At 60.5% G+C, this 12,279-nt stretch carries 11 protein-coding genes; all 11 read right to left on the reverse strand.

The genetic code is table 11. The features are described 5' to 3' along the window. Positions 1-36: 36 nt before the first annotated feature. The 11 genes from nuoL to ACM6IT_RS17350 all read right to left on the reverse strand — a co-directional run bounded on the left by nuoL (position 37) and on the right by ACM6IT_RS17350 (position 11,932). The gene (nuoL, locus tag ACM6IT_RS17300; RefSeq protein WP_056723844.1) at positions 37-1,890 is read right to left on the reverse strand and encodes an NADH-quinone oxidoreductase subunit L; all 1,854 of its coding nucleotides are present in this window, start codon (positions 1,888-1,890) and stop codon (positions 37-39) included. Further along, positions 1,887-2,195 carry an NADH-quinone oxidoreductase subunit NuoK gene (gene nuoK, locus ACM6IT_RS17305; protein ID WP_007946416.1) on the reverse strand — a complete coding sequence of 103 codons (309 nt, stop codon included), beginning with the start codon at positions 2,193-2,195 and terminating at the stop codon, positions 1,887-1,889. Before nuoK ends, nuoL begins: the two co-directional genes overlap by 4 nt. Before the next feature lie 2 nt (positions 2,196-2,197). Further along, a complete protein-coding gene (gene nuoJ / locus ACM6IT_RS17310; RefSeq protein WP_053161453.1) occupies positions 2,198-2,701 on the reverse strand; it encodes an NADH-quinone oxidoreductase subunit J in 504 nt (167 codons plus the stop codon). 9 nt (positions 2,702-2,710) lie between these two features. Continuing rightward, positions 2,711-3,256 (reverse strand): NADH-quinone oxidoreductase subunit NuoI, encoded by a 546-nt coding sequence (nuoI, locus tag ACM6IT_RS17315; protein WP_015094374.1) that lies wholly within the window; start codon positions 3,254-3,256, stop codon positions 2,711-2,713. A 12-nt stretch (positions 3,257-3,268) separates the two neighbouring features. After that, positions 3,269-4,276, reverse strand: a complete 1,008-nt coding sequence (gene nuoH, locus ACM6IT_RS17320; RefSeq protein ID WP_056723843.1) for an NADH-quinone oxidoreductase subunit NuoH — start codon at positions 4,274-4,276, stop codon at positions 3,269-3,271. Next, entirely contained in the window at positions 4,273-6,987 is a 2,715-nt protein-coding gene (gene nuoG, locus ACM6IT_RS17325; protein WP_414918399.1) for an NADH-quinone oxidoreductase subunit NuoG, read from the reverse strand. Before nuoG ends, nuoH begins: the two co-directional genes overlap by 4 nt. Before the next feature lie 136 nt (positions 6,988-7,123). After that, positions 7,124-8,479 (reverse strand): NADH-quinone oxidoreductase subunit NuoF, encoded by a 1,356-nt coding sequence (nuoF, locus tag ACM6IT_RS17330; RefSeq protein ID WP_095966502.1) that lies wholly within the window; start codon positions 8,477-8,479, stop codon positions 7,124-7,126. After that, positions 8,476-8,973 (reverse strand): NADH-quinone oxidoreductase subunit NuoE, encoded by a 498-nt coding sequence (gene nuoE / locus ACM6IT_RS17335; protein ID WP_414918400.1) that lies wholly within the window; start codon positions 8,971-8,973, stop codon positions 8,476-8,478. The genes nuoF and nuoE overlap by 4 nt, the downstream gene beginning before the upstream one ends. Positions 8,974-8,975: 2 nt before the next feature. Further along, positions 8,976-10,760: an NADH-quinone oxidoreductase subunit C/D gene (gene nuoC / locus ACM6IT_RS17340; RefSeq protein ID WP_056723835.1), complete on the reverse strand. Its 1,785-nt coding sequence runs from the start codon at positions 10,758-10,760 to the stop codon at positions 8,976-8,978. A 73-nt stretch (positions 10,761-10,833) separates the two neighbouring features. Next, positions 10,834-11,508: a NuoB/complex I 20 kDa subunit family protein gene (locus ACM6IT_RS17345; protein ID WP_007970441.1), complete on the reverse strand. Its 675-nt coding sequence runs from the start codon at positions 11,506-11,508 to the stop codon at positions 10,834-10,836. Positions 11,509-11,518: 10 nt separating this feature from the next. Next, positions 11,519-11,932 carry an NADH-quinone oxidoreductase subunit A gene (locus ACM6IT_RS17350; protein WP_003223812.1) on the reverse strand — a complete coding sequence of 138 codons (414 nt, stop codon included), beginning with the start codon at positions 11,930-11,932 and terminating at the stop codon, positions 11,519-11,521. Positions 11,933-12,279: the final 347 nt, after the last annotated feature.

Here is a 12,279-nt window from a genome sequence, read left to right on the forward strand (position 1 = left end):
GGGTTCGTTTCCTTTCGCAAATTCGCAAGGTTCATATCAGACCGCTACCAGCACGACGGCGCCGATTACCAGCACGGCACCAGCAGCCATCGAGGCGGCGTACCAACGCAGTTGACCGGTCTCGGTACGGCTCAGGGCGGTGTGACCGCCTTTGGCCATGCGCGGGATCAGACCGATGGTCTGGTCGAGCGGGTCTTTGCGCAGGATGTGGCTGATCGCCAGGTACGGCTTGACGAACAGTTTGTCGTAGATCCAGTCGAAGCCCCAGGCAGCGAACCACCAGGCCGAGAGGAAACGGCCGATGCCGCTGTTGGCGACGGCGGTGACGAAGCGACGCTTGCCGAGGAACAGCAGCGCGGCCAGCAGGATACCGGCCAGGGCGATGGCGCCCGAGGCGATTTCCAGGCTGTGCTTGGCTTCGCCGCCGGCATGGCCGACGCTTTGCGGCAGCACGCCGTGCAGCGGTGGAACGATCATCGCGCCGATGAAGGTCGACAATACGATCAGCACCGACAGTGGCAGCCAGTGCGCAATGCCATGACCGGCGTGGGCTTCGGTCTTCACTTCACCGTGGAACGCGATGAAGATCAGGCGGAAGGTGTATAGCGAAGTCATGAACGCACCGACCAGACCGGCGTAGAGCAGACCGTTGTTGCCGCTGGCGAAGGCTTCCCAGAGGATTTCGTCCTTGGAGTAGAAGCCTGCGGTTACCAGTGGCAGGGCCGCCAGGGCCGCGCCGCCGACGATGAAGCTGGCGTAGGCCAGTGGCAGTTTCTTCCACAGACCACCCATCTTGAAGATGTTCTGCTCGTGGTGGCAGGCAACGATCACCGCACCGGACGCAAGGAACAGCAGGGCCTTGAAGAAGGCGTGGGTCATCAGGTGGAAGATCGCGCCGTCCCAGGCACCAACGCCCAGGGCCAGGAACATGTAGCCGATCTGGCTCATGGTCGAATAGGCGAGGATACGCTTGATGTCGGTCTGGACCAGGGCTGCGAAACCTGCGAGAACCAGAGTCACACCGCCAACGATGCCCACCAGGTGCAGGATTTCCGGCGCCAGGGTGAACAGGCCGTGGGTACGGGCAATCAGGTAGACGCCCGCGGTCACCATGGTTGCAGCGTGGATCAGTGCCGAAACCGGAGTCGGGCCGGCCATCGCGTCCGCCAGCCAGGTTTGCAGCGGCAACTGCGCGGATTTACCGACAGCGCCACCGAGCAGCATCAGGGTGGCCATGACCATCCAGAAGTCGCCGGACTGGAATTTCTGTGGAGCCAGCACCAGCAGTTCCTGAACGTTTAGCGTGCCCAGTTGGGCAAACAGAATGAACAGGCCGATGGCCATGAACACGTCACCGATACGGGTCACGATGAAGGCCTTGAGTGCGGCGTTACCGTTGTTGCGGTTGCTGTAGTAGAAACCGATCAACAGGTACGAGCACAGGCCCACGCCTTCCCAGCCGAAGTACAGGAACAACAGGTTATCGCCCAGCACCAGGAACAGCATGCTGGCGATAAACAGGTTGGTGTAGGCGAAGAAGCGCGAGTAGCCGTCTTCACCGCGCATGTACCAGGACGCGAACAGGTGGATCAGGAAGCCGACGCCGACGACCACACCGAGCATGGTCAGCGACAGGCCGTCCAGGTACAGGGCGAAGTTCGGCGTGAAGCCTTCCACCGCCATCCACTGCCACAACACCTGGGTGTAGTGGCCGCCTTCCGGCGGGGCGACGTTGAATTGCCAGATCACGTAGGCGGTAACGATCGCAGACAGACCGATGGAGCCCACGCCGATCAGCGCGGCCAGGTTTTCCGAAATGCGGCCGCGTGAGAACGACAGCAGCAGGAAACCAATGAGAGGGAATACGAAAGTCAGAAAGAGTAGGTTCATCCGCGCATCTCACTGGCAGCGTCGATATCGAGCGTGTGGAAGCGGCGATACAGTTGCAGCAGGATCGCCAGGCCAATACTGGCCTCGGCGGCTGCGAGGCTGATCACCAGGATGAACATGATCTGTCCATCCGGCTGCGCCCAGCGGCTACCGGCAACGATGAACGCCAGCGCGGAGGCATTCATCATGACCTCCAGGCTCATCAGCACGAAAAGGATGTTGCGGCGGACCATCAGGCCGACCAGACCGAGGCAGAACAGGATGCCGGCGACCGCCAGACCATGCTCCATGGGGATAGCAGGCATCGTCATTGCTCCTTGGCTTCGTTGCGGCCCAAGTGGAACGCCGTGACGGCTGCGGCGAGCAGCAGCATCGAGGCGAGTTCGACCACCAGCAGGTAAGGACCGAACAGGCTGATGCCCACGGCCTTGGCGTCTACGGTGGTGTGGCCGATGGCTTCACCGGTCTGGTGGGAGAACAGCACGTACAGCAGTTCCACCAGCAGCAGCGCGGCGAGGAGGACCGGGCCGCCCCAGATACCGGGCTTGAGCCAGACGCGCTCTTGCTGAACCGAGGCCGGGCCCAGGTTCAGCATCATCACCACGAACACGAACAGCACCATGATGGCGCCAGCGTAGGCGATCACTTCCAGGACACCGGCAAACGGTGCGCCGAGGGCGAAGAACGTCATGGCCACGGCGATCAGCGAAATGATCAGGTAGAGCAGGGCATGCACAGGGTTGGTGTTGGTGATCACGCGAAGCGTGGACACCACAGCGATACCCGATGCGAAATAGAAAGCGAATTCCATCTTTCTTCCTTAAGGCAGCAAGCTCTTCACGTTGATCGGCTGGGCTTCATTCTGCGCGGAGCCTTTCGGCTTCCCGGCAATCGCCATACCTGCAACACGATAGAAGTTGTAATCAGGGTTTTTGCCGGGGCCGGAGATCAGCAGATCTTCTTTCTCGTAAACCAGGTCCTGACGTTTGAACTCGGCCATTTCGAAATCCGGTGTCAGCTGGATCGCGGTGGTCGGGCAGGCTTCCTCGCAGAGGCCGCAGAAAATGCAGCGCGAGAAGTTGATGCGGAAGAAGTCCGGGTACCAGCGACCGTCTTCGGTTTCAGCTTTCTGCAGCGAGATGCAACCGACCGGGCACGCCACGGCGCACAGGTTGCAGGCTACACATCGCTCTTCACCGTCGGGGTCGCGGGTCAGGACGATACGTCCACGGTAGCGCGGCGGCAGGTAGACCGGTTCTTCCGGGTACTGCAGCGTGTCGCGCTTGCGGAAGGCGTGGCCGAAAATCATCACCAGGCTGCGAAGCTGGGTGTAGAAGCCATGCACGATGTCAAATATGTACTTCATGATTCTCTATCCTCACTGAGCCGCGACGGCGGGCGTGTTGAGCAACACGATCGCAGCGGTCACCAGCATGTTGACGAGGGTCAGCGGCAAGCAGAACTTCCAGCTGAAATCCATCACTTGGTCATACCGTGGGCGCGGAATCGAGGCGCGCAACAGAATGAAGATCATGATGAAGAACGCGGTTTTCAGTGCGAACCAGATGAACGGGATCTGCGGCAGGATGCCGAACGGACCGTGCCAGCCACCGAAGAACAAGGTCACCAGCAGCGCCGAGATCAGCACGATGCCGATGTACTCGCCGACGAAGAACATGCCCCATTTCATGCCAGCGTATTCAATGTGGTAACCGTCAGCCAGTTCCTGTTCCGCTTCCGGCTGGTCGAACGGGTGACGGTGAGTCACGGCCACGCCAGCGATGAAGAAGGTCAGGAAACCGAAGATCTGTGGAATGATGAACCACAAGTTCTGCGCTTGATATTCAACGATGTCGCGCATGTTGAACGAGCCGACCTGGATCACGATGCCCATCAGCGACAGGCCCATGAACACTTCGTACGACACGGTCTGCGCCGAGGCACGCAAGCTGCCCAGCAGGGCGAACTTGTTGTTGCTCGACCAGCCGGCGAACAGCACCGCGTAGACCGACAGGCCAGCCATGGCGAAGAAGAACAGGATGCCGATGTTGATGTCCGCCACGCCCCAGGTCGGGGTGATCGGGATGATCGCGAAGGCAATCAGCAGGGCGCTCATGGCCACGACTGGTGCCAGGGTGAAGATCATCTTGTCGGCGAATGGAGGCGTCCAGTCTTCCTTGAAGAACATCTTGATCATGTCGGCGGCGATCTGGAACGCGCCGAACGGACCGACGCGGTTCGGACCGTAACGGTCCTGCCAGAGGGCGAGCAAACGACGCTCGACCCAGCTCAGCAGTGCGCCGCAAACCACCACGGCGAGCAGAATCACCACGGCCTTGAGGACCGCGATGATCACATCGATCACTTCAGGAGTGAACAAGGTCATTGAGCTGCCTCCTGCAGACCGTCAACGGATTTACCGAAAATTGCTGGCGGAATGCCGGCGATGCCCGCAGGCAGTGCCACCAGGCCAGCGCCCAGCTCTTCGTTGATACGCAGCGGCAGACGCAGGGTCTGGCCAGCCACGTTCAGGCTCAGCATGGCACCGTCGTTGACGCCCAGGCGGTCGGCTTCGGACTTGGCCAGTGCAACATAAGCAGCCGGAATGCGTTCCTGAACCGGAGCGGCTTTCGAAGAGTTCTCTTCGCTGCCGAACAGATGGAAGAACGGCACGGCCTGCCAGGTACCAGGAGCTGGGTTGAACGCACGCGGCGCGCTGGCGAACCAGTTCAGCGAGTCACCGGTGCTTTCGATCAGGCGGGTGCCCGGGTCGCCAGCGCGGATGTGACCACCGACTTCGTCCTGGAACTTGTTCCAGGCTTGCGGCGAGTTCCAGCCCGGGGACCAGGCGAATGGCACTTGCTGACGCGGTTCGACCGAGCCTGAGTAACCTTCCATCGAGAAGTTGAACGCGGTGTCGTTATCCTGGGAAGTACGCGGTTCGTGCACGCTGATGTCGGCGCGCATGGCAGTACGACCGGAGTAACGCAGCGGTTCGCGGGCCAGTTTCATGCCCTTGATGCGGAACGCGGCGGACGGTGCGGCATCGACGATGCGGTTCAGGATCGAAGTGCTCGAAGCGACGGCTGCGGTGGCGTGGTCCAGTTGGGTCCAGTCGATCGGCTGGTTCAACAGGGTTGCGCGCAGGGCATGCAGCCAGCGCCAGCCTTCGTGAACCAGGATGCTCGCGTCCATGTACTTCGGATCGAAGACCTGGAAGAAGCGCTGGGCGCGGCCTTCCTGGCTGACCAGGGTACCGTCGCCTTCAGCGAAGCTGGCGGCTGGCAGAACCAGGTGCGCGCGATCGCTGGTGGCAGTCTTCTGATGGTCGGCCACGATCAGCACTTTGGCGGCGGTCAGGGCAGCATCGACCTTGGCCTTGTCGGTACGGGTGTACAGATCGTTTTCCAGCACGACGATGGCGTCGGCTTTACCATCGATCACCGCTTGCAGCGCGGCGTCAACCGATTCGCCACCGAGCATGGCCAGGCCGAGGCTGTTGGCCTCTGGCACGATCAGGCTGATGGAACCGTTCTTCTCGCGCAGCTTCAAGGCTTTGGCGATGTTCGCGGCGGCTTCGATCAGGGCTTTGGAGCCCAGGGAAGTGCCGGCGATGATCAGCGGACGCTTGGCTGCGAGCAGGGCGTCGGCGATGCGCTTGGCCAGTTCGAGGGCTTCAGCGTCCAGGCCTTCAACGGCCGGAGCGCTGGCGTCGAGGGCGTGAGCCACGGCGAAACCGATGCGGGCCAGGTCGTCTGGAGCGGCGTGAACGCACTCTTCGGCGATGTCGTCGAGCTTGGTTTCAGCCAGGCTGGCGATGAACAGCGGGTTCAGCGCGTGCTGACCGATGTTCTTCACGGCGGCGTCGAGCCAAGGCTGGACGCGCATGGCGTCGGCCATGTCTTCGGCCTTGCCCTTGACCGATTGACGCAGGGACAGGGCCATGCGCGCAGCCGTCTGGGTCAGGTCTTCACCGAGGACGAACACGGCGTCGTGGTCTTCGATGTCGCGCATGTTCGGCACTGGCAGCGGGCTGTCTTTGAGCACTTGCAGGACCAGGCGGATGCGCTCCAGCTCGGCAGCTTCGATACCCGAGTAGAAGTGCTCGGCGCCGACCAGTTCGCGCAACGCGTAGTTGCTTTCGAGGCTGGCACGTGGCGAACCGATACCGACGATGTTGCGACCGCGCAGCAGGTCGGCGGCTTTATCCAGCGCTTCGTCGAGGCTCAGCTTGGTGCCGTTGGCCAGCAGCGGCTGGCGTGGGCGGTCTTCGCGGTTGACGTAGCCATAGCCGAAACGGCCACGGTCGCACAGGAAGTACTGGTTCACCGAACCGTTGAAACGGTTTTCGATACGACGCAGTTCGCCGTAACGTTCGCCCGGGGAGATGTTGCAACCGCTGGAGCAGCCATGGCAGATGCTCGGCGAGAACTGCATGTCCCACTTGCGGTTGTAGCGCTCGGAGTGAGTCTTGTCGGTGAACACACCGGTCGGGCAGACCTCGGTGAGGTTGCCGGAGAACTCGCTTTCCAGGGTGCCGTCTTCTACACGTCCGAAGTACACGTTGTCGTGGGCGCCAAACACACCGAGGTCGGTGCCGCCAGCGTAGTCTTTATAGAAGCGCACGCAGCGGTAGCAAGCGATGCAGCGGTTCATCTCGTGGGAAATGAACGGGCCCAGTTGCTGGTTCTGGTGGGTACGCTTGGTGAAGCGGTAACGGCGCTCGTTGTGGCCGGTCATTACCGTCATGTCTTGCAGGTGGCAGTGACCGCCTTCCTCACAGACCGGGCAGTCGTGGGGGTGGTTGGTCATCAACCATTCAACAACACTGGCGCGGAAGGCCTTGGATTCTTCATCTTCGATGGAGATCCAGGTGTTGTCGGTGGCAGGGGTCATGCAGGACATGACGATACGACCACGGGTGTCGTTCTCGTCGGTGTACTGCTTGACCGCGCACTGGCGACAAGCGCCAACGCTGCCGAGGGCAGGGTGCCAGCAGAAATACGGAATATCGAGGCCCAGAGACAGACATGCCTGTAACAGGTTGTCTGCCCCATCGACTTCGAGCGCTTTGCCGTCTACGTGGATAGTGGCCATGGTTCAAAGTTCTTCGTTGGCCCGGTGTCAGCGGGCGTGGCTAATGGAATCTTGTTATCCGCGTGAATCAACACAGCCGTTAAAGGCGTCATCACACGAAAAGCGAAGGGCACGGACCCTTCGCTTTTTTAAGCGTTTACGCGCCGACTACGATCGGCCTTGCCAGGGGCGGGACGGCGGCGCTGACAGGCGCGATACCGGCTTCGAACTCTGGACGGAAGTATTTGATTGCGCTGCCCAACGGCTCCACGGCGCCCGGTGCGTGAGCACAGAAGGTCTTGCCTGGGCCGAGGAAGCCGACCAGACCCAGCAGGGTCTCGATGTCGCCTGGCTGGCCTTCACCGTTCTCGATGGCCATCAGGAGCTTGACGCTCCATGGCAAGCCATCGCGGCACGGGGTGCAGAAGCCACAGGACTCGCGGGCGAAGAACTGCTCCATGTTGCGCAGCAGGGACACCATGTTGACGCTGTCGTCCACCGCCATGGCCAGGCCGGTACCCATGCGGGTGCCCACTTTGGCGATGCCGCCGGCATACATTTGTGCGTCCAGGTGTTCCGGCAACAGGAAGCCGGTACCGGCGCCGCCAGGCTGCCAGCACTTGAGCTTGTAACCGTCGCGCATGCCGCCGGCGTAGTCTTCGAACAGCTCGCGACCGGTGACGCCGAACGGCAGCTCCCACAGGCCCGGGTTCTTGACCTTGCCGGAGAAGCCCATGAGCTTGGTGCCCATGTCTTCGCTGCCTTCGCGAGCCAACGATTTGTACCAGTCCACGCCGTCGGCGATGATCGCCGGCACGTTGCACAGGGTCTCGACGTTGTTCACGCAAGTCGGCTTGCCCCACACGCCTACGGCGGCAGGGAAGGGCGGTTTGGAGCGCGGGTTGGCGCGGCGGCCTTCCAGGGAGTTGATCAATGCGGTTTCTTCACCGCAGATGTAACGCCCGGCGCCGGTGTGGACGAACAGCTCGAAATCGAAGCCGCTGCCCAGAATGTTCTTGCCCAGCAGGCCCGCTGCCTTGGCTTCTTCCACGGCACGGTTGAGGTGCTTGGCGGCGGTGGTGTACTCGCCACGCAGGAAGATATAGCCACGGTAGGTTTTCAGCGCGCGGGCACTGATCAGCATGCCTTCGATCAGCAGATGGGGCAGTTGCTCCATCAGCATGCGGTCTTTCCAGGTGTTGGGTTCCATTTCATCCGCGTTGCACAACAGGTAGCGGATGTTGATGGATTCGTCCTTGGGCATCAGGCCCCACTTCACGCCAGTGGGGAAGCCTGCACCGCCGCGACCCTTGAGGCCGGAATCCTTCACGGTCTGGACGATGTCGTCCTGAGCCATGTCGGCGAAGGCCTTGCGCGCAGCGGCGTAACCGTTCTTGGCCTGGTACTCGTCGAGCCATACGGCTTCGCCGTCGTCACGCAGGCGCCAGGTGAGCGGGTGAGTCTCGGCCGAACGCTTGATGCGGTTGGCAGGACCAAAGGAAGTCAGGGTCATACGTAGCCCTCGAGCAATTTGGCAACGCCTGCTGGCTGCACATCACCGAACGTGTCGTCGTCGATCATCAACGCCGGCGCCTTGTCGCAGTTGCCGAGGCAGCAGACCGGCAGCAGGGTGAAACGACCGTCGGCGGTGGTCTGACCCAGGCCGATGCCGAGCTTGCTCTGGATTTCGCTGACCACGGACTCGTGGCCGCCGATGTAGCAGACCATGCTGTCGCAGACGCGAATGATGTGACGGCCAACCGGCTGACGGAAGATCTGGCTATAGAAAGTAGCCACGCCTTCAACGTCGCTGGCCGGGATGTCGAGGATCTCGCCGATGGCGTACAAGGCGCCGTCCGGCACCCAGCCACGTTCCTTCTGGACGATCTTCAGGGCTTCGATCGACGCCGCGCGCGGGTCTTCGTAGTGATGCAGCTCGTGCTCGATGGCCGAGCGCTCGGTTTCACTCAAGGTGAAACGGTCTGTCTGGATAAGCGTGCTGTTCATGCTTAGCGGTCCACGTCGGCCATAACGAAATCGATACTACCCAGGTACGCAATCAAGTCCGCGACCATGCTGCCTTTGATCACCGAAGGGATCTGCTGCAGGTGCGGGAAGCTTGGGGTACGAATCCGGGTGCGGTAGCTCATGGTGCCGCCATCGCTCGTCAGGTAATAACTGTTGATGCCCTTGGTCGCTTCGATCATCTGGAAGGATTCGTTGGCCGGCATGACCGGGCCCCACGATACTTGCAGGAAGTGCGTGATCAAGGTTTCGATGTGCTGCAGGGTGCGCTCTTTCGGTGGCGGCGTGGTCAGCGGGTGATCCGCCTTGTACGGGCCTTCCGGCATGTTGCGCAGGCACTGGTCGATGATCTTGATGCTCTGGCGCATCTCCTCGACACGCACGATGCAGCGGTCGTAGGCATCGCCATTGGCGGCCAGCGGCACTTCGAATTCGAAGTTCTCGTAGCCCGAGTACGGACGCGCTTTACGCAGGTCGAAATCGCAGCCGGTCGAACGCAGGCCGGCACCGGTGACGCCCCATTCCAGGGCCTCTTTGGTGTTGTAGGCGGCAACGCCGATGGTCCGGCCACGCAGGATGCTGTTGTCCAGTGCGGCTTTCTGATATTCGTCCAGACGCTTGGGCATCCACTCGACGAAGTCCTTGACCAGTTTTTCCCAGCCCCGCGGCAGGTCGTGGGCGACGCCACCGATGCGGTACCAGGCCGGGTGCAGACGGAAACCGGTAATGGCCTCGATCACCGTGTACGCCTTCTGGCGGTCGGTGAAGGTGAAGAACACCGGGGTCATGGCGCCGACGTCCTGGATGTAGGTACCCAGGAACAGCAGGTGGCTGGTGATCCGGAAGAACTCGGCCATCATGATGCGGATGACGTCGACCTTCTCCGGCACCTTGATGCCGGCCAGCTTCTCGACCGAGAGCACGTACGGCAGGTTGTTCATCACGCCGCCGAGGTAGTCGATACGGTCGGTGTACGGGATGAAGCTGTGCCAGGACTGACGCTCGGCCATCTTCTCGGCACCACGATGGTGGTAACCGACGTCCGGTACGCAGTCGACGATTTCTTCACCGTCCAGCTGCAGGATGATACGGAACGCACCGTGCGCGGACGGGTGGTTCGGGCCGAGGTTGAGGAACATGTAGTCCTCGTTCGGGCCGGAACGCTTCATGCCCCAGTCTTCCGGCTTGAAGCGCGCGGACTCTTCCTCGAGTTGCTGCTTGGCCAGGTTCAGGGTGAACGGGTCGAACTCGGTGGCGCGGGCCGGGAAGTCCTTGCGCAGCGGGTGACCTTCCCAGGTCGGCGGCATCATGATGCGCGACAGGTGAGGGTGACCTTTGAAGTCGATGCCGAACATGTCCCAGACTTCACGCTCGTACCAGTTGGCGTTCGGCCAGATGCTGGTGACGGTCGGTAAGCTGAGGTCGCTCTCGGACAAGGCGACCTTGATCATTACGTCACTATTACGTTCGATCGACATCAAGTGATAGAACACGGAGAAGTCGGCGCCGCTCGGCAGCCCTTGACGCTTGGTGCGCAGACGCTCGTCCACGCCGTGCAGGTCATAGAGCATGACGTATGGCTTGGGCAGGTTGCGCAGGAAGCCCAGGACTTCGACGAGTTTGGCGCGGGCAACCCAAAGCACCGGCATGCCGGTGCGGGTCGGCTGGGCGGTGAACGCCTCCGGGCCAAAACGGTTGTTCAGTTCGACGACCACATCCTGGTCGTCTGCCTTGTAAGGCGGGATGTACAGAGCACTGCCTGTAGTCATGGTTATTTTATCGCTTTCGGTCAACGTAAAGAATGAAGCCAGGTTCTCGTTCTATTAAAGAAGCAGGTCTGGATCAGACTTCGTCGGGGCTGCGCAGGTTGGTTACCTGAATACGCTGTTCGCGGCGCTTTTCCTTTTCGGAAGGCATCTCGGCGCGATACACGCCTTGATCACCAACGACCCAGGAAAGTGGACGACGCTCCTGGCCAATCGACTCCTGCAACAGCATCAAGCCTTGCAGGAAAGCCTCAGGGCGGGGCGGGCAGCCAGGCACGTAGACGTCCACGGGCAGGAACTTGTCCACCCCTTGAACGACGGAGTAGATGTCGTACATGCCACCGGAGTTGGCGCACGAACCCATGGAAATGACCCATTTAGGTTCGAGCATTTGCTCGTAGAGACGCTGAATGATCGGCGCCATCTTGATGAAGCAGGTACCGGCGATAACCATGAAATCCGCCTGGCGCGGCGATGCCCGGATAACCTCGGCGCCAAAGCGCGCGATGTCGTGGGGCGCCGTGAAGGCGGTGGTCATTTCCACGTAGCAGCACGAAAGACCGAAGTTATACGGCCACAGGGAGTTCTTGCGCCCCCAGTTGATCGTGCCGTTAAGCACGTCTTCGAGCTTGCCCATGAAAATGTTTTTGTGGACTTGATCTTCTAACGGATCGGAAACGGTTTCCCGCTGGCCAATCGGATACTGCTCGTTAGGAGCATCGGGGTCGATCCTGGTGAGATTGTATTGCATTGCCAAAGCCTCATTGTTTCAGCTTCGCTTGCCGCTTGCGCCGAGCTTCCGGAGCCCAGTCAAGGGCGCCCACTCGGAATAGGTAGACAAGACCTGCCAACAGAATTGCTATGAAAACGAGAGCTTCGACGAATCCGGTCCAGCCGCTTTCGCGGACGGACACAGACCATGCAAAGAGAAAGAGGGCTTCAATATCGAAGATCACGAACAACATCGCGACCAGATAGAATTTGGCTGAGAGCCGCAAGCGGGCGCCACCTGTAGGTAGCATGCCGGACTCGAACGGTTCGTTTTTGCTGCGGCCCCAGGCTTTTGACCCGAGGAGGCTGGAGACGCCCAGCATGAAGGCACAGAGGCCGACGACGCCTAGAAGGAAAATGGCAAAGCCCCAGTTATGGGCCATGAGTCCTGTCGCTTCGGGCATGCTGGTAATCCTTAACAGAGAGCAAAGGTCTCTGAGCTTGAAAAGAAACAAAAGCAGTGACGATATGTCGCAGCAATCAATCCCGCTGATTTTATGGCTAAACACCCGGCAAGTAAAATTCCTATAGCGAAATTTATTATAGGAATAAGGACATAGCGAGCCTCAAAAGCCCTGTGGCCCTTGGCCCGTGGGCATTAGCCGGCATTTCGTCAATTATGTTTTGTAGGGAATGTAACGAACATAGTAGTTGCTAAATGATAATCAATATTGTTTGTGGTGGTTTTTAAACTGCTTATTCCGCAAGTGCGCAGAAAGTTGCCTTATATGCGCGTTACGTAGGAGCTGAC

The organism is Pseudomonas sp. IT-P4 (genome assembly GCF_949767755.1).
In the GTDB taxonomy this organism is placed as follows: domain Bacteria; phylum Pseudomonadota; class Gammaproteobacteria; order Pseudomonadales; family Pseudomonadaceae; genus Aquipseudomonas; species Aquipseudomonas monachiensis.